The sequence below is a fragment of the Synechococcus sp. BA-124 BA4 genome, assembly GCF_034931165.1.
Genome location: NZ_JAYGIA010000034.1, coordinates 1 through 17,850, shown reverse-complemented (window position 1 = coordinate 17,850; position 17,850 = coordinate 1). Strand labels below are relative to the sequence as shown.

The following is a 17,850-nucleotide window of genomic DNA, read 5'->3' as shown; positions in this document are numbered from 1 at the left end:
CGGCTGGGGGAGACGGCCCACCCGGGTGGCAGCGCACAGCTCGTCTGCCGTCCGCCCAGGCCCAGCCGCAGCCGCCGTAACGGCAGCCCGCCCAGACTCTCGAGCAGGTGACCCTGACCCACGGAGGCGAGCGCCGCCTGGGCCTGGCCGTTGAAGCAGGCGCCGCAGACCTTCCAGCGCGGGAAGCGGCGCTTCTCCACCAGCAGCACCCGCAGGCCCCGGCGCGCAAGATCCAGGCTGGCCAGGGCACCGGCCGGACCGGCTCCGATCACCAGCACATCCCAGAACTCGCCGGGCAGGGTCTCAGCCACGGGACCAGCTCAGCAGGTACCGCTCCGGCCAGCAGCGCCGCAGTGTGGCGCCCTCCAGCCCGGCCCGCTCGGCCATGGCGGCCACCTCAGCGAGCTGGAAGGCCCCCTGCACCGACAGCGGTCCATCGGTGTGCACGATCCAGGAGCGGCTGAGCAGCCGGGTGCCGACCCAGGCCAGCCCGTAGCCCAGGGGACTGCGGATCAGGTCGTTGACGAGCACCAGCTGACGGGCCCGTCGGGCCATCAGGGCCAGCAGCCTCTCGGCGTCGCGGTCGTCGAGGTGGTGGAGGAAGAGCGAGGTGAGCACCACGTCGTAACCGCCGGGGGCGGCCCCGGCGGGACCCGACGGCAGCGGATCGGCCAGGGCATCGGCGCCGAAGAAGCGTGCCTCGGCGCCGCGGCGCTCGGCATTGGCCCGGGCGATCGCCACGGCGCCGGGGCTGATGTCGCAGCCTTCGAGGATCAGCGGAAGGCCGCTGCGCCGGGCCATCAGGGCCAGGTCGATGGCGGTGTCACCACCTCCGCAGGCCAGATCCAGCACCCGCAGGGGGGTGCCGCGCCGGCGCTCCGCCAGCTCGCGGATCGGTGCGAACAGGCTGGCGGAGCAGCGGCTGAGGGCATTGATGCGCCGGAGCCCCGCCAGGGCACGGGCGTGCTCGGCGGGGTCGATTCCCGGCTGATCCATCACTTCGGCGACCCGCTCACGGCGGGTCAGGGACCTGAGGCTCGGCACGGCCATCACTGTCCTGCCAGGGCGTGAAGGCACTATGGCGCCGGCGATCCGGCGTCGGCGCGTTTCGCTCAATCCCGCCGCCAGCTGGCGCGCATGGGTGAGCCGGCGTCCGCGAAGGGTGCGTCCAGCGTTCCACCGAAGGCATGCACCAGGGCCTCACCCAGGCCGTGGGTGGCGTGGATGCCGGTGAAGCGCAGCAGCACCTCGCCGCTGGCGGGATCGCCGTCGCTGTCGATCAGGCGCTCCAGGGCATGCTCCTGGCGGATGTGCTCCTCGGTGTTGCTCACCAGCCGCATCACCTCGTCGGCATGCTCGGCCAGGAAACGGCCCGAGAGCCGCAGTTCGCCTGCGGGAACTCCATCCCGGATCCGCTCACAGGCCGGACAGCGGTGGCTGGCGGCGCCGGGCGCCGGTGCCTCCCAGGTCCAGCGCCCCTGGTGGTAGGTGGCCTGGCAATCCGGACAGGTGCTTGGCTCGGAAGGCTTCTGGCGCTGCTGATAGGGATCGCTGTGATGCCCGCTCTCCATCCCGTCATGGCGGGGTTGATGGCTGGCAGGCGCGTTGGTGGTGTTGGCGGACATGGGAGTTGGCCCTTCTGTTTCCGCTGTAGCCACGCTCAGGGACGCTGTCAGGGGTCAAGGGCGTGACGATGGGTCACAGGGGGCCTGCCCGCGGGTGGTGGGGACTGCCCGATCAAGCGGTCACAATGGCTGCTGCGATGCCCACCGGATCCCCGTCATGGCGACCAGCACCGACACCCCGCCCGCCGGCAACCTCGACCTGCTGCGCATCCTCTGCTGTGTGGCCTGGTCGGATGGCGAATTCTGCGCGGAGGAGCGCGAACTGCTGCAGGAGCTGGTGGAGCGCTACATCGTGACGGATGGTGGAGTGCCGCTGCCCGCCGAGGCGGCTGAGGTGCTGGCCGGGCAGAGCCTGCAGCCCGAGGCCCTCGACGCGCTGATTCCCCGGCTCCGCTCCGAGGAGGACCGGCAGCTGGCCCTGAAGCTGGGCTACATGATGGTCCGCGTCGGCCGGCGGCCCGGTGACGAATCGAGCATCAACCCGATGGAGAAGGTGGCCTACCGCCGCCTGGTCGACGGTCTCGGCCTGAGTGAAGCCGACATCGCCGAAGCGGAATGGGCCGCCGAACTCGACCTCGAGGCCCAGAGCGAGAGCGGCCTGCGCGGCTTTCTTTCGCGCCACTTCGGTTTCCTGGTGGCCTGAGCGGCGCTCCTGCGGCCAGCGCCCCGAGATCTGCGTCTGCCTTCAGGGCCACAGAACACGCAGATCCTGAAAGTCTGGATTTCTGACAATCGCCGCCTGGTTGTGATGTTGTTCCCGGTGAGTCTCGCGGCTCGATGATTGCCGGGTTCAGACGGTCATCCTGACCCTGACCGACGTGCGTCAGAAGTCCTGGTCCGGCTCCCGCAAGTCCGTTCCTACGCTGCCGCCTGGGATCCGATCAGGACGACGTGTCTGACTCCTGCTTCTACCAGATCGGCAGCAGCGGCCCTCCGAAGCGCGTCAGGTCGGCCAGGGCTGCCGTGGCGGCAGCGGCGGAGAATGGTTTCGCCTGGTTGCACTACAACGAGGCCACCAGGGAGGAGCTCGAGGAGCTGGTGGGACTTCTCGGTCTGCATCAGCTGTCGATCGAGGATTGCTTTGATGATAATCAGATTCCCAAAATCGAAGACTTTCCGAGCAATACGTTCATTCTCTTTAATACGTTTGAGTATGACAATAGTGACCTGGAGGTGGGTGAAATCAATTTGTTCATCGGCGAGAAATTCCTGGTCAGCATCAGTCACTTCAACTCAGGCCGTCGCCCCGGTCTGGAAGGAATTCAGCGACTGGTCGAGAAGGGTCTGGAGGGGGTGGCGGAGCGGCAGGGGCCTTCCCAGGTCATGCACCTGATTCTGAATGAAGTTGTGGATCAGAAGTTTGTGGCCATCGAGGCCCTGGAGGATGAGCTGGACGATGTCGAAGGGGCGCTCATCTCCGACCCCGCAAGCTTCAAGCCGGCCGAATTGATTCGGTTCAGGCGGTATCTGCTGAGACTGCGCAAGAGCCTCTTTCACGAACGTGAGATCCTTGGCAGGATCTGTCGCAGGGACTGTCGATTCATCTCAGAGCGGTCCATCTACAATTATCGTGATATCTACGACCACCTGGTCAGATTTTTTGAGCTGACCGAGTCCTACCGGGACATCGTTACAAGTTTGATGGAAATGTATCTTTCGATGTTGAATAATGAAATGGCCAAGGCTGCCAATGATACGAATATCACCGTGAAACGGCTGACATTGATCACCACGATCTTCATGCCGTTGACGCTGCTGGCCGGCATCGGCGGGATGTCGGAGTGGTCGATGATCACAGGTCCCAGCAACTGGAGGGTGTCCTATCCGGCCTTCCTGCTCGTCATGGTCCTGATCGCCTGCGCCAGCTACTACATCCTCAGCAGGCTCGACCGGAAGCGAACCCGCACAAGGCGGGGCAGGCTTCTCTGACATGAGCGCCTCGACGCCTCCATCGGCGCCCCGCTCCCGCGCCGGCTGGAGGCGTTGGCTTCCCGGTCTGTCCGTCATCAGCCACTACGACATCGCCTGGCTCCGGCATGACATCGTGGCTGGCCTGGCGCTGACGGCGGTGCTGCTGCCGGCAGGCATCGCCTACGCGGTCGCTTCCGGTGTGCCGCCCATCTGTGGTCTGTACGCCACCATCTTCGGCCTCTCCGCCTATGCCCTGTTCGGCCCCAGCCGGATGCTGGTCCTGGGGCCTGACTCGTCGCTCGTCACCCTCGTCCTCGGAATCGTGCTGCCCCTGTCTGCAGGGGATCCCCAGCGCGCCATGGCCCTGGCCGGGATGCTGGCCCTTGTCTCCGGCAGCCTCTGCCTGCTTGCGGGAACCGCCCGGCTGGGGTTCATCACCGAATTGCTCTCCAAGCCGATCCGCTACGGCTACATGAACGGCATCGCGCTGACCGTGCTGGTCAGCCAGCTGCCCGCCCTGTTCGGTTTCAAGACCCAGGGCGACGGACTGCTGATCGAAGCCCGGGCCTTCATCGCCGCGGTTCTGGCCGGCAGCACGAACGGGGTGTCGCTGGCCCTCGGCGTCGGCACCTTGCTGATGATCGGGCTGCTGAGGCGCAGCAGGCGAGTCCCGGCGGTTCTGCTGGCTGTCGTCGCTTCGACCGTGATCGTCTCGGTGCTGAATCTGGCGACCCGCGCCGGGGTGACGGTGCTCGGTCCACTTCCCAGAGGCCTGCCCGGTCTGACGATCCCCGCCATCGGCACGGGCGACCTCGTGCCGGTGTTGCTGGGAGGCTGCGCCATCGCCCTGGTGTCGTTCGCGGACACGAGCGTGCTCTCGAGGACCTATTCCGCACGGCTGGGGGACACGGTCGATGCCAATCAGGAGATGGTTGGACTGGGCGCAGCCAACCTGGCCGCCGGTTTGTTTCAGGGGCTCCCCATCAGCGCGAGCAGCTCGCGCACTCCCGTTGCCGAGGCGGCGGGGGCACGGACCCAGTTGACCGGGGTCGTCGGAGCCGTCACGGTCGCCGCGTTGCTGCTGGCGGCGCCGACCCTGCTGCAGAACCTGCCCACCGCCGCCCTGGCAGGAGTGGTGATCGCCTCGGCGATCGCCTTGATCGAGGTGGCTGACCTGCGACGCATCTACCGCATGCAGCGCTGGGAGTTCTGGTTGTCGATGGTCTGCCTGGCCGGGGTTGCCGTCCTCGGCGCCATTCCTGGCATCGGCCTGGCGATCGCCATTGCCGTCATCGAGTTTCTCTGGGATGGCTGGCGTCCTCACTCCGCCGTGCTCGGACGGGTGGAGGGCGTCAAGGGCTATCACGACATCAGCCGTTATCCGCAATCGCGCCTGATCCCGGGACTGGTTCTGTTCAGGTGGGATGCGCCCCTGTTCTTCGCGAATGCCGAATTCTTCCGGGATCGGGTGATGAGCGCCCTGGAGTCATCACCGACCCGGGTGAACTGGCTCGTGGTGGAGGCTGAACCCGTCACCAGCATCGATGTCACCTCGGCGGACACGTTGGATGAACTGGATCACACCCTGGCGAAGGCCGGAATCCTGCTCTGCTTCGCCGAGATGAAGGATCCCGTCAAGGACAAACTCAAACGCTTCGGGCTGTTCGCACAATTCGGCGAAGAACGGTTCTTCGCCACGGTCGGCCAGGCCGTCAGCAGGTATCTGAAGGTCCACGCTGTGGATTGGGTCGACTGGGAGGATCAGGTCCAAGCGAACTCACCCGCTGACGCTTCCTCGGAGCAGGGGAGACCCCGTGGAGGCTTCAGGCCGGCCGACGGCTGAGCAGGCCCGCCAGCAGCAGGGCGAGCGCGGTGGTGATGATCACGGTGAGGATTTCGGAGGGTTGCAGCGGCGCCAGGCTGAGCAGCTGCTGCAGCCTGGGACTGGCGAGCAGCAGCAGCCACAGCCCCAGGCCGATGCCGGCGCCGGCGGCGGTGATGCGGCTGCGGGGGTCGCCGTTCAGCCACACCAGCCCACCGCCCGTGAGCAGCAGCAGCGAGAACACCAGGCTGCGGTGGGTGGCGGCATCGGCCTCGGGCCAGAAGGCCAGCACCAGGGCGGCCACCATCACCACAACGCCCTGGCTGAGGGAACGGCGCCAGGTGTCGGGCCCGAAGAGGGGGGCCTCCGGCGGGCGGGGGGGCTGCTGCATCAGGCCCGGAGTGGCCGGCAGTGCCTCGAACACCACCGTGCAGGCCGGATCGATCACCAGGTGGAGCAGGGCGATGTGCACCGGCAGCAGGATCAGGGCCTGGCCGCTCAGCAGCAGGGGCACCAGGCCGAGCGCGGCGATCGGCAGGTGAATCGCCAGGGTGTACCCCAGGGCCCGGTGCAGGTTGGCATCGACGCGCCGGCCCAGTTCCAGGGCGGCCACCAGATCGCCGAAGGTGTCGTCGAGCAGCACCAGATCGGCGGATTCGCGGGCCACGGCGGTGCCGCGCCTGCCCATGGCCACGCCGATGTCGGCGGCCTTGAGGGCCGGCGCGTCATTGACGCCATCGCCGGTCATCGCCACCACCTCGCCGGCGGCCTGCAGGGCCCGCACCAGCTGCAGCTTCTGCTGGGGCATCACCCGGGCGAACACCGTCACCTCCCGGATGGAGGCCGCCAGCTCCTGGGCTGAGAGGGCCTCCAGCTCGGGGCCGGAGAGCACCGGACCGGGCGGCAGGCCCGCCTGATCGGCGATCGAGCGGGCCGTGACCGGGCTGTCACCCGTGATCATCACCACGCGAACACCCGCGCTCCGCGCCATGGCGATCGCCGCCGGCACATCGGCTCGCAGCGGGTCCGCCAGGGCCAGGAATCCCACCGGCTCGAACAGGTAGCCATGCACGTGATCCGGCAGATCGCCACCGCCTGTGGATGGCTGACCCGCGTGCACCGGCACGCCATCGAGTCCGCGCGCCACTGCCAGCACCCGCAGACCCCTGGCGGCGAGCCCATCGGCGGCCGCCAGCAGGGCGGTGGTCTCCCCGGCATCGAGGTGACAGAGATCGGCGATCGCCTCGGGCGCCCCCTTGGCGGCCAGCTGCAAGCCGCCGTCGCCGTCGTGCCAGAGACGGGAGAACACCAGCAGATCCCGCTGCAGGGGGTATTCGCGCTCCAGGGGCCAGTCGGGATGCAGATGTTCGGTGCCGCCGAGATGGTCGGCGGCCAGGCGCTGGATCGCCAGTTCCATCGCATCCACCGGATCACCGCGGCTGGCGAGCACCGCCAGCTCGAGCAGCTGATGCACGGGTTCCTCCAGGGTCTCGCCCGCCTGCCAGCCCTCCAGCTGCGGCCAGGTGAGCAGCCGCTGCACACCCATGCGGTTCTCGGTGAGCGTGCCGGTCTTGTCGACGGCGAGCACGGTGGCGCTGCCGAGGCTCTCCACCGCCGCCGGCCAGCGGGCCAGCACGCCGATCCGGGCCAGGCGCAGGGCACCGAGGGCCAGGAACAGGGCCAGCACCACGGGAATCTCGTTGGGCAGCACCGCCAGGGCGAGGGCCAGGGCGGCAAGCAGGGCCTGGGGCCAGTCGCCGCTGAGCGTTCCCTGGATCCCGGCCAGGGCCGCGCAGAGCCCCAGCGCCAGCACGGTGAGACGTCCGGTGAGGCGACGGGTCTGACGCTGCAGCCGGGTGGGCGGCGGTTGCACCGTGGCCAGGCTGCTGCCGAGCCGTCCCAGTTCGGTGGCGTCGGCCACGGCCACCACGTCCGCCCAGCCGCGGCCACCGGCCACCAGCGAACCCGCCAGGATCCGCTCCCCGGGCGTGGAGCGCTCGACCGGCAGGGATTCACCGGTGAGCAGGGACTCATCCAGCCACAGCCCCACCGCCTCGCTGGTGGCGGCATCGGCCGCCACCCGGTCGCCTTCCTCCAGCCGGAGCCGATCGCCCACACGCACCTGCTCGGCCGGCAGGTCCAGCTCCTGACCATCGCGCCGCACGTGGGCCCGGGGCGCCGACAGCCGGGCCAGCTCCGCCAGGGCACGGTTGCTGCGCTGCTGCTGGACGGCATCGAGCAGGCTGATGCCCGCCACGAACAGCAGCAGGATGCCGCCATCGACCCATTCCCCGATCAGGCCGTAGATCAGGGCGCAGGCCAGCAGCAGCAGATTGGTGGGTTCCAGCCAGCTCATTCCCTGCTCCTCCATCGCCAGGGGTTCTGGCGTCATCGGTTTCCTTGATTCCGGTGTGAACGAATGGGTGGGTGGCGAGGGGCCCGATCAGTGGCCAGACCGGCGGTCGCAACAGTGCTGAGTCAGCCTGGACGGCCATGTCTTCTGTTTTGTTTGCACGGCTCCCTTTCCGTCTCGCCTGGTCAGCAGGATCGCAGGCAGTGCTCCGGGTTCGCCCCGCCTCCGCGTGGAATCAAGCGATGCCGCCCGCCCTCCGGCCCTGCCGGCCGAGGAGGTGTTCCGGCGGGTGGCCGATGCGGTGGTGACGATCGACGTGCCGGATGGCCAGGGTGCGGGTGTGATGCTGAGCGCTTCCGGGCTGATCGGCACCAGCCAGCACCTGGTAGAAGGCTGGTGCACGGCCCTGGTCCGCTTTCGCGACGGCAAGCAGGTCCGGGCCCGGGTGGTGCGTTCCTTCCGCGATGCCGATCTGGCCTTCCTCCAGCTTCCTGAGGAGGCGGTCCCGGAAGCGGTGGAGCGGGTGCGCTGCGGGCTGATCCAGGATCGGGCTCCCGCCGGGCGTACGCCGATCGTGGGCGAGACGGTCTATGCCATCGGCCATCCCCTGGGCCTCCCTTACACCCTGACCCGGGGCATCGTGAGTGCGGTCGGTCGGCAGGTCGCGGGCCGAAGCTATCTGCAGGTGGATGCCGCCATCAATCCCGGCAACAGTGGCGGCCCCCTCTACGACGGGCAGGCGGAGCTGGTGGGTCTGATGGCCTGCAGCCGCGCCGAATCGCAGGGGCTCAACTTCGCAGTGACGGCCGAGCAGGTCTACAGCAGGTTCAACCTCTATCTGGAGGAGAGGGAGCAGGGTGCCCGCTTCTATTGCTGCGTCTGCGGTGCGGCCTGCCGGGATCCCGCCTATTGCGACCGGTGCGGGGCACTGCTGGCGCTCGTGGATGCCGTGGAGGAGCTGGAGAGCGCGGCAGGGGATGACAAGGCCAGGGAGGACGCTGAGGAGGAGAGCGACGGGAACGGCAACGGCGAGGGTGAGACGGAGGATCAGAACGAGCAGGGATCTGAGGTCATGGACTGCCCCGTCTGCGGGGCGGCCTGCAGCGAGGGAGCTGCGTACTGTGCGGTCTGCGGAGCCACGCTCTAGAGCCCCCTGCTCGATGACGACCTTCCTGGCTGACCTGCTCGCGAAGCTGCGCCCCGCCCGGATGGAGGCCGCGTTGACGGAGGCCGCCTTGGTGGAGCAGACCATCACGGTGGTGGACGAGGTGCTCGAAGCCCTGGGGCTGGGCGACACCCGGGACGAGGCGGAAGAAGGCGTCGCCTGGAGGTTTCAGGTGGGCAGCGCTCAGATCGAGATCGGCATCCACGACAACGAGATCCTGGATGAGCCCACGATCGAGATCTGCGCACCGATCCTGACGCTGCCGAGCACCCGTGTGCTGGCCTTCTACCGCCGCTGCCTGGAGCTCAACAGACTGATGGTGGGCTGCTCGATCGGGGTCGACAACGACATCGTGGTGGTGGCGGCGGAACGACGTCTGCCCGGGCTCGACAGGGCACAGTTCATGGAGATGCTGCTGAACGTGGCCAGTGCCGCGGATCAGTTCGACAACGATCTCAGCCAGGAATTCGGCGCGGGGATGCTGGGGACTGAGCCGGCGGCAGAGGAGCCCTAGCGGCAGGCGAGACGCCTTCATCAAGCTTCATCTTGGAATGTATCTCCAGGATTCAACATCTGCTCCTCCTCACCCTTCTTTCCCTGGTGCCGGAGGTTTAGACCTCAGGCAGGCCCCCGGACGGAACCGTCGTGCTCCACACCATTCCCCTCCTGGCGGCCACCTGCCTGACCGGCTTCGGATTGCTGCAGTTGCTGTTCCACAGCTTCTCCTAGGTCGCCGGGTTCATGGGGCCGCCGCCAGTTCAGCTGCAGGCTTCCGGGCCTGTTCATGGTGGTAGGCCGCCAGCTGATTTTCGATCTGCAGGCGCACGATGTCCCGATACTCCATGAAATGCTCGTTGTGCGCGCAGACGGCGAGATATTGCTCCGCCACCTTTGGATTGGCCCAGAGAATGTGAAGTAGATGGTGCCAGAAGGCCACACGGGTGGAGCGTTTGATTCCCTGGCGCCAGCAGACGATCAGCAGCGCCCGGATGACCGCCAGATCAGGCAGCTTGAAGCTGCTCCGGACTCTGGCGGGTCCGAGCTTGAGGAAGTAGCGATGCACCCGGTCGAGATACTTGTGAGGTTCGTACAGCTCGCAGAAGGCTTCCACATACTCCTGGGCAATGTCTTCCACCGGCCGGGTCGGCACGAAGTTCATCAGGGTGGTCTGGTTGATGTTGCCGACCTTGTCGACCAGCCGTCCTTCCCGTTCCAGCCTGTGCCAGAGCGCTGTATGGGGCAGAGCCTGGAGCATGGCGAAGGTGGTGGTGGGAATGCCAGCTGCTTCTGAGAAGGCCACGATCCTCTGGCCAGCACCTGCCTTTTCGCCATCGAAGCCGATGATGAACCCGGCGATCACCCTCAGCCCTGAGCGGGTCACCCGATCGACGGATTCGAGCAGGGGTGAGCGGGTGTTCTGGAACTTCATCGTCGCCGCGAGGCTGTCGGTGTCAGGCGTTTCGATTCCCATGAACACGGCGGCGAAGTTGCAGGCCAGCATCTGATCGATGAGTTCCTGATCGTCAGCGAGATCCAGGGAGGCTTCCGTGTCGAAACGGAAAGGATAGCCATGCAGTTTCTGCCAGTGCTCAAGCTGCGTGAGCATCAGCTTGACGTTGCGCTTGTTGCCGATGAAGTTATCGTCGACCATGAACACCCCGCCCCGCCAGCCGATGGTGTAGAGGCGGTTCAACTCACCGATCAGCTGTTCCGGTGTCTTGGTGCGGGGTTTGCGGCCATAGAGCACGATGATGTCGCAGAACTCGCACTGAAACGGACAGCCGCGCGAGAACTGCACGCTCATCGAGTCATAGGCACTCAGCTCGAGCAGGTCATAGCGGGGGATGGGGGTGGAGGTCACATCCGGCTTGACGCCTTCGGAGCTGAAGCGCCCACCTGTTTCTCCCCGCTGCCAGGCTTCCACGAACATCGGCAGGGTGATCTCGCCTTCATCGAGGATCAGGTAGTCGGCCCCGGCGGCCACGAGCTCCTCGGGCGTGGAGGAGGGATAGGGGCCGCCGACCGCCACGGGTTTGCCATGGTGCCGGGCCAGATTGATCTGACGAATGATGTCGTCCTTCTGGACGATCATCGCTGACATGATCACAAGATCAGCCCACTTCCATTCCTGATCAGTAACCGGCCGGATATTGACATCGGCCAGCTTGAAGTTCCATTCCTGGGGTAGAATGGCCGCGACGGTGATCAGTCCAAGCGGGGGGAGGAGCACCTTTCGGTTGACCAGCTCCAGGATTTTTTCGTAGCTCCAGAATGTTTTTGGAAATTCTGGATAAACGAGCAGAACGTTCAATGTGTTGGCTGGTTGGCGCTGAGGATCAGCACGCATGAACCATTGAGTCCACGATCGCACCAAAACTGCTGGCCAGGTTCGCCCGGGGGCAGTTCCTGAAGGTGCAGGGGTGAGGAGGGATTCCGGTCTCGCTCGCCATCACCGATGCGGGCCCGGGGCGACAGGCAGCAGACTGGGGTGAGCGAGCGCGCCTGGGTCCATCCCCGGCCGCAGGGGGGGGCGAGATGAAGGCGATGGTGCTCGAGACCTGCTGCGACATGGAGCGCAATCCATCGCCGCTCGTGCTGATGGACCGTCCCCGGCCGGTGCCGGGGACGGGTGAATTGCTGGTGAAGGTGTCGGTCTGCGGGGTGTGCCACACCGAACTCGATGAGATCGAGGGGCGCACGCCACCCCCTCGGTTTCCCGTGATCCCGGGGCATCAGATCGTGGGCACGGTGGTGGACACAGGCCCGGAGTGCGGACTCTTCCGTCCCGGGGATGCGGTGGGTATCGCCTGGATCTTCCAGGCCTGCGGCAGCTGTGGCTTCTGCCGCTCCGGCCGGGAGAATCTCTGCCCGGCCTTCGTGGCCACGGGCCGTGACGTGAATGGTGGCTACGCCGACTATGTGACCGTGCCGGAGGCCTTCGCCCATGCCCTGCCTGCGGATCTGGAGGCAGAGGCGATCGCGCCGATGCTCTGCGCCGGAGCGATCGGCTACAGGTCGCTGCGGCTGAGCGGCCTCGAGGACGGCCAGGATCTGGGGCTCACCGGCTTCGGTGCGTCGGCCCACCTGGTGCTGCCGATGGTGCGTCAGCGGTTTCCGGCCTCGCGGGTGTTCGTGTTCGCCCGCAGCGAACGGGAGCGGGCCTTCGCCCTGGAGCTGGGGGCCGCCTGGGCCGGTGCCACCGAGGCGGAGTCGCCGGTGAAGCTCCACGCCGTGATCGACACCACGCCGGCCTGGACGCCGGTGGTGGCCGCGCTGAAGTGCCTCCACCCGGGGGGACGGCTGGTGATCAATGCGATCGGCAAGCGGGAGGCCGACAAGGCGGCCCTGCTGCGTCTCGACTATCCCCGCGACCTGTGGATGGAGAAGGAGATCCGCTCGGTGGCCAACGTGACGCGTCAGGACGTGCGGGAGTTCCTGGCACTGGCCGCCGCCGCCAGGATCCATCCCACGGTGCAGGCCTTCCCTCTGGCGGAGGCCAACACGGCTCTGCAGCAACTGCGTTCCGGCGCGGTGCGCGGAGCGAAGGTGCTGCGGATCGGTGCGTGAGCACAAGGCGTCGCCGGCGGTGGAAGGATGCGCTGATGGTCAACCCCGCAGGCGCCATTCAGCGTGTCGCGTTCTTCTGCCTGAAGCGCTGGATCCGGCTGTGCCATCCGGCCGTCACCTCCATCACCCCGGAGCAGCTCCAGCGGATCCTGGCTGGAGAGGAGCAGGGCGACTGGCTGATCCTCGATGCCCGCAGCCCGGCTGAATTTGCGTGCAGCCACCTGCCCGGGGCCGCGCGGATCGAGGCCGGTGGCGGGATTGCGGGCCTGGGATCGATGGCGGCGCTGGCCAGGGACAGGCCGATCGTCGTCTGCTGCTCGGTGGGGGTGCGCAGCGCCGCACGGGTGGAGGAGCTGCGGCGAGCCGGGTTCACGCGGGTCGTCAATCTCGAGGGTGGCCTGTTTCAGTGGGCCTGGGAAGGCCGCAGCCTGATCCGGCAGGGAGAGCCCACCCTGCTGGTGCATCCCTACCGCCCGGGATGGGGCTGGTTGCTGCCAGCCCACAGCCGGGGCGGGGAAAGCTGATGGTGGCCGGCATCCATCCACCCCGTTCGCTTGATCTGGATTGGCTGCGGCTGCTGGCTGTCCTGCTGCTGATCCCCTTTCACTCGGCCGCTGTCTTCTACGAGGGAGAGCTGGGCCGCTTCTATGTCGCCGATGCCCAGAGCAGCGCCGGTCTGAGCGTGTTCATCGAGTTTGTGCACCAGTGGCACATGCCTCTGTTCTTCTTTCTGGCCGGTGCGGCCAGCTGGTATTCGCTGCAGACTCGCTCCGCGCTGGCCTATCTGCGTCAACGGCTGCGGCGGCTCCTGGTGCCCCTGCTGATTGGAATCCCGCTGCTTGTGCCGCCCCAGGTTTATATCCACGAGCTGCAGGCGGGCCAGGAGAAGGGGTCTTTCCTGCAGTTCTACCCCCGCTTCTTCGACGGAATCCGCCCGGCCGGTCATTTCGAATGGGCCCATCTCTGGTTTCTGGCCTATCTGCTGGTGATCTCCATCGCCTGCCTGCCCGTGATGCTGAGGCTCAGCCGGGAGACCGGCGAACGAGCTGAGAGACGGACACCTCCGGCGATGCACGGCCTCGGCGCCCTGATCGCTCTGGCTGCGCCCTTGATGCTGAGCGAGGCTCTGTTGCGCCCCCACTGGGCGGGCTTTCAGAACCTCTACGACGACTGGGCCAATCTGGTGCTCTATCTGCTGTACTTCGTGTATGGCGCGCTCTTCTGCAGCCGCGGCGGGCTGTGGTGTGCCCTGGACCGGAATCGCCGGCTGCTGCTGGCCACGGCCGGCCTGAGCATGGTGTTGCTGCTGGCGCTGAGCCTCAGGGGCATGGTGCCGGAGCGTGCCTATTCAGCGCCCTACATGGTGCATCAGGCCTTTCGGGGCTTCAACAGCTGGAGCTGGGTGCTGGCCCTGCTGGCCCTGGCCCGGCCCTATCGCGGCCGCAGCCATCCGCTCCTGCGCTACGGCAACCGGGTGGGCTTTTCGATCGTGCTCTTTCACCAGCCCCTGATCGTGCTGATCGCCTTCGTGGTGGTGCCGCTGCCCGTGGCCCTGACCGTGAAGTTCGTGCTGATCGGCCTGACTTCGCTGCTGTTGAGTGCTGGCCTCCATGACCTGCTGAGGCTGCGGTAGGACGCTGGCCATGGCACGGCTGTCGATCATCATTCCCACCCTGAATGAAGCCACCACGCTGGCGCGCACGCTGCGGCACGTGAAGGCCCTGCATCCACCCGCCTGGGAGGTGCTGGTGGTGGATGGGGGCAGCAGTGATCCCACCACGGCGATCGCCGCTGAAGCGGGCATCACGGTGCTCCACAGCGAGACGGCGGGCCGGGCCATTCAGATGAACCAGGGTGCCCGGCAGGCCACGGGCGATCTGCTCTGTTTTCTGCATGCGGACACCCTGGTTCCCGATGATCTGGTCAGCGTGGCCGAGCGCACCTTCGCGGATGCCTCGATTGCCGGCGCCGGCTTCATCTCCCTGATGGGTGATGGCACCTCCATCCGCTGGGACATCTCCGCGCTGAATGTGCTGAAGACCGATCTGGCACCGCTGCTGTTCCGTCCCCATCTCTACATCCGGGGACTGCGGCTGCTGTTCGGCGATCAGGTGATGCTCTGCCGCCGCCGCGATTTCTGGTTGTGCGGCGGATTCGATCCCAACCTGCCGATCATGGAAGACGGCGACCTGTGCCTGCGCCTGGTGCGCCGGGGGCGCATCGTGCTGATCAATCGTGTGGTGGAGAGTTCGGATCGGCGGGTGCAGCGCTGGGGGGTCTGCAAAGCCACCTTGATCTATCTCGTGATCGGGGTTCTCTGGGGCCTCGGAGTGTCGCCGAGCCGCCTGAAGCGGTTCTACGGGGACATCCGCTGATTAAGGCCCCAGTCGTAGGGAAGAAAGGCCAGTCGAAGTGGCCTGTTGGGCGCGGTGACGCCTCCGAGATGGGGCAGGATCCAGGCGGCGATCGAGGGAGATGTCGCCAGAAAGTCGCCCCGGTACCACTGGAAGATGCGGCTGCAGTGCAGGATGCCGTCTTCCGCATCGAGGCGCACTTTGCCGGGGTTGTTCACAAAGCGGATCAGGTCGTCGTGGAGCTGCTGCTGCACACGCTCCGGGGTGTAGGCCTCGGCGCGCAGCAGCGGACAGCCGAGCGAGGCGCAGACGATCGCGAAGTGGATGCGGGGGTCCTTGCTGTGCTGCCTCAGCCTCTGATTCTCGATCTGGGCGAGGCTGAGGCTCTGCGAGCCGAGGCGATGCACGGGCTGCGTGAAGAAGCGGAGGAAACCGATCCAGTTCGGCAGACCGAGCAGGGTGGGGCGGATCGAGGCGATCGGATAACGGCTCAGCACCGCCTGGATCGTGAAGGCGTTGTAGAGGTTGATCCAGTGGGCCAGGTGATCCTGGCGGCCGCGGGTGATCGGCGATTGCCGCGCCAGCCAATCGGAGAGGGTGCGGGGCTGCTCGGCCAGCCAGGCCCGGTAATCCACGAGGCCGTGCCCATCCACGTAGGTGCGCAGCAGGGCATCCCAGGTGGAGAGTTCGACCAACATCCGCAGACTCACTCGTCGGGACACCGGCCTCAGCCTGGCCCAGCACTCGGCTACAACGGAGTCAGACCTCCGAGCCTCATGCACGGTCGGTGGGCTCGAAGCGCCAACGACGGCGTCGATGCAGGGAGGCCGTGATGGAGAGGGACTGGCAGGGCGGGCCGGTGCACTATCCGGATCCGGCCATCGAGGTGATCGCACCGGCGTTCAAGAGGTACGTGCTCGGTAATGCCGCCGTCGAGCGGATCCACACCGGTGCCCGCTGGACGGAGGGTCCTGTGTGGTTCGGCGACGGCCGCTATCTCTTGTGGAGTGACATCCCCAACAACCGGATGCTGCGCTGGTGCGAGGAGACGGAGGCCGTCAGTGTCTTTCGCATCCCGTCGGATTACGCCAACGGCCACACCCGTGACCGCCTGGGCCGGTTGATCAGTTGCGAGCACGCCACCCGCAGGGTGACCCGCACCGAGCACGACGGCTCGCTCACCGTGCTGATGGATCACTTCCAGGGCCGGCGGCTGAACGCCCCCAACGACCTGGTGGTGCACCCCGATGGCTGCATCTGGTTCAGCGATCCGGGCTACGGCATCCTCGTGAACTACGAGGGCAACCGAGCGGCGTTCGAGCTGCCAGCCAATGTCTACCGCCTCGATCCGGACACCGGCGAGGCGAGCGTGGTCGCCAACGGGATCGAGAAACCCAACGGACTGTGTTTCTCACCGGAGTACAGCAGGCTGTACATCACTGATACAGGGGCATCCCACAAGCCGGGCCACCCCCGCCGGATCCTTGTGTATGACGTGATCGATGGCTCACGCCTGGCTGATGGGCGGATGTTCTGCGACATGGGGCCCGCCATGGCCGATGGCCTCACCTGCGATCTGGATGGCAATGTTTGGGCGAGTTCCAGCTGGGCTGATCCGGAACTGGATGGCGTTGCCGTGTTCTCCCCCGAGGGGGAGCTGATCGGCCGGATCCACCTGCCGGAGGTGGCCTCCAATCTCTGCTTCGGCGGGCGCCGGCGCAACCGCCTGTTCATCACGGCCGGTCAGTCGGTGTATGCCGTGTACATGGAAGCCCAGGGCCTGCCGTTCCCCTAGGCCTGAGGCCCGGCGCGACACACCGCTCACGCCACAAGCTGCTCAGAATCCCTGCGTGGAGCCTGGACTGGTGATGGGCGCGGTGGCCTGAGACGCGGGGCACGGGTTCAGGACTCGCCAGCAGAACCGCAGCTGTCGGCCACGATTCCCGGTTACGAGGTGTGCCAGTCCCTCAACCCCGATCAGCTGGCGGTGGACATCCCCGCCACGGTGGAACGGGAACTGAAGCCTTCCCCGGACTGGCCTGACTCCCTGATTCCTCCGATCCGTGTCGTCGCCGTTACCCCGCCAGACCGCTGTTCTCGTGGTGGGTGCCGGCCCCACGGGGCTGCTGCTGGCGGCTGAGCTGCAGCGCCGGGGCGTACCCACCCTGCTGATTGATGCCCGCAGCGAAGCCCTGCACTGGGATCGCGCCACGGTGATTCATGCGCTGTCTCTGGAGCTGTTCGAGGCGCTGGGGCTGGAGGAGGCCTTCCTGACCGCCGGCTGCCGGCAGCGCCGCATCCTGATCCATGCCGATGGCCGTCGGCTGGGGGAGGTGGACCTGGCCGGCAGTGGCAGCCGCTATGGCTTCAACCTGGGCCTCTCGGAGGAGGTGACCGAGTCGATTCTCACGGGCCATCTCGAGCGCCACGGCGGCAGCGTGCAGCGCTCCTGCCGGCTGCAGGGCCTCCAGCCCCATGACGGCGGCGTGACCGCCACGATCGCCTGCGGCGAGCAGGAACAGACCGTGGACACCCGCTGGCTGGTGGGCTGTGACGGCCTGCGCAGCACCACCCGCGAGCTGAGCGGCATCGACTTCGAGGGCCATGCCATCCCACGTGCCTGGGCCGTGTTCGATGCCGTGGTGGAGGGCTGGGCCGATACCTACGAGGCCAACGCGGCCTACCTCGACACCTCGCCGCTGATCCTCACGGCCCTGCCCGGGCAGCGCTGGCGGGTGTACATGCGGCCCGCTACCGAGCAGAGCGATCTGGTGTCGGAGGCCACCGCTGCGCTGAGGCGCTACCTGCCTTCAGCCCGCTTCCAGGATGTGGAGAACCCCAGCCGCTTCCACTGCCACACCCGCGTGGCCAGCGTCTTCCGGGCCGGGCCGGTGTTCGTGGCCGGGGATGCTGCCCACGTGTGCTCCCCCGCCAAGGGCCACGGCCTGAACTGCGGCCTGCAGGATGCCGCCAACCTGGCCTGGAAGCTGGCCCTGGTGCATCACGGTGCGGCGGGCCCGGCCCTGCTCGACAGCTACGAGCAGGAGCGCAGG

Annotated in this window: 17 protein-coding genes; 11 read left to right on the top strand and 6 right to left on the bottom strand. The window is 67.0% G+C overall.

The annotated features are described in order from the left end of the window. The 3 genes from VB734_RS04835 to VB734_RS04825 form a co-directional block, all read right to left on the bottom strand. On the bottom strand, positions 1-311 hold a 311-nt coding region (locus VB734_RS04835; RefSeq protein ID WP_323242983.1), incomplete at its 3' end, for an FAD-dependent oxidoreductase. Next, the gene (locus VB734_RS04830) at positions 304-1,050 is read right to left on the bottom strand and encodes a methyltransferase domain-containing protein (protein WP_197161500.1); all 747 of its coding nucleotides are present in this window, start codon (positions 1,048-1,050) and stop codon (positions 304-306) included. The genes VB734_RS04835 and VB734_RS04830, both read right to left, overlap by 8 nt. 62 nt (positions 1,051-1,112) lie before the next feature. Further along, positions 1,113-1,625 carry a BCAM0308 family protein gene (locus tag VB734_RS04825; RefSeq protein ID WP_197161502.1) on the bottom strand — a complete coding sequence of 171 codons (513 nt, stop codon included), beginning with the start codon at positions 1,623-1,625 and terminating at the stop codon, positions 1,113-1,115. A 157-nt stretch (positions 1,626-1,782) separates the two neighbouring features. On the opposite strand from VB734_RS04825, the gene VB734_RS04820 reads away from it, so the two are divergent. From VB734_RS04820 to VB734_RS04810, 3 genes are all read left to right on the top strand, one after another. Then, positions 1,783-2,268, top strand: coding sequence for a TerB family tellurite resistance protein (locus tag VB734_RS04820; protein WP_197161504.1), 486 nt, complete (start codon positions 1,783-1,785; stop codon positions 2,266-2,268). 248 nt (positions 2,269-2,516) lie between these two features. Beyond that, a complete protein-coding gene (locus tag VB734_RS04815) occupies positions 2,517-3,554 on the top strand; it encodes a magnesium transporter CorA family protein (protein ID WP_197161506.1) in 1,038 nt (345 codons plus the stop codon). 1 nt (position 3,555) lies between these two features. Further along, positions 3,556-5,379, top strand: coding sequence for a SulP family inorganic anion transporter (locus tag VB734_RS04810; RefSeq protein ID WP_197161508.1), 1,824 nt, complete (start codon positions 3,556-3,558; stop codon positions 5,377-5,379). On the opposite strand, the gene VB734_RS04805 is transcribed toward VB734_RS04810, so the two are convergent. Next, complete coding sequence (locus tag VB734_RS04805; RefSeq protein ID WP_231594513.1) at positions 5,360-7,750, bottom strand: cation-translocating P-type ATPase; 2,391 nt, start codon at positions 7,748-7,750, stop codon at positions 5,360-5,362. The two genes, VB734_RS04810 and VB734_RS04805, sit on opposite strands and share 20 nt — an antisense overlap. Before the next feature lie 190 nt (positions 7,751-7,940). Between VB734_RS04805 and VB734_RS04800 the strand changes: the two genes are divergently transcribed. Both VB734_RS04800 and VB734_RS04795 read left to right on the top strand, forming a co-directional pair. Further along, entirely contained in the window at positions 7,941-8,858 is a 918-nt protein-coding gene (locus tag VB734_RS04800) for a S1C family serine protease (RefSeq protein ID WP_197161510.1), read from the top strand. A gap of 13 nt (positions 8,859-8,871) precedes the next feature. Next, positions 8,872-9,390, top strand: a complete 519-nt coding sequence (locus tag VB734_RS04795; protein WP_197161512.1) for a YbjN domain-containing protein — start codon at positions 8,872-8,874, stop codon at positions 9,388-9,390. A 225-nt stretch (positions 9,391-9,615) separates the two neighbouring features. Here the strand turns inward: VB734_RS04795 and VB734_RS04790 are convergent, their stop codons facing one another. Further along, complete coding sequence (locus VB734_RS04790; RefSeq protein WP_197161515.1) at positions 9,616-11,187, bottom strand: B12-binding domain-containing radical SAM protein; 1,572 nt, start codon at positions 11,185-11,187, stop codon at positions 9,616-9,618. Positions 11,188-11,411: 224 nt separating this feature from the next. Here VB734_RS04790 and VB734_RS04785 point away from each other — a divergent pair, with 224 nt between their 5' ends. Genes VB734_RS04785 through VB734_RS04770 form a run of 4 tightly spaced genes read left to right on the top strand, consistent with a single transcriptional unit; the run spans position 11,412 to position 14,818 of the window. After that, positions 11,412-12,443, top strand: coding sequence for a zinc-dependent alcohol dehydrogenase family protein (locus VB734_RS04785; RefSeq protein WP_197161518.1), 1,032 nt, complete (start codon positions 11,412-11,414; stop codon positions 12,441-12,443). A gap of 35 nt (positions 12,444-12,478) precedes the next feature. Beyond that, complete coding sequence (locus tag VB734_RS04780; protein ID WP_197161521.1) at positions 12,479-12,967, top strand: rhodanese-like domain-containing protein; 489 nt, start codon at positions 12,479-12,481, stop codon at positions 12,965-12,967. Next, the gene (locus VB734_RS04775; protein ID WP_323242982.1) at positions 12,922-14,076 is read left to right on the top strand and encodes an acyltransferase family protein; all 1,155 of its coding nucleotides are present in this window, start codon (positions 12,922-12,924) and stop codon (positions 14,074-14,076) included. Before VB734_RS04780 ends, VB734_RS04775 begins: the two co-directional genes overlap by 46 nt. Before the next feature lie 10 nt (positions 14,077-14,086). Further along, complete coding sequence (locus VB734_RS04770) at positions 14,087-14,818, top strand: TIGR04283 family arsenosugar biosynthesis glycosyltransferase (RefSeq protein ID WP_197161527.1); 732 nt, start codon at positions 14,087-14,089, stop codon at positions 14,816-14,818. Here VB734_RS04770 and VB734_RS04765 read toward each other — a convergent pair. Beyond that, positions 14,800-15,495: a DUF547 domain-containing protein gene (locus VB734_RS04765; RefSeq protein WP_231594515.1), complete on the bottom strand. Its 696-nt coding sequence runs from the start codon at positions 15,493-15,495 to the stop codon at positions 14,800-14,802. The two genes, VB734_RS04770 and VB734_RS04765, sit on opposite strands and share 19 nt — an antisense overlap. 134 nt (positions 15,496-15,629) lie before the next feature. Between VB734_RS04765 and VB734_RS04760 the strand changes: the two genes are divergently transcribed. Next, a complete protein-coding gene (locus tag VB734_RS04760) occupies positions 15,630-16,592 on the top strand; it encodes an SMP-30/gluconolactonase/LRE family protein (protein WP_322782213.1) in 963 nt (320 codons plus the stop codon). 268 nt (positions 16,593-16,860) lie between these two features. Next, positions 16,861-17,850 (top strand): FAD-dependent oxidoreductase (locus VB734_RS04755; protein ID WP_323242981.1); only part of this gene is annotated, 990 nt, incomplete at its 3' end.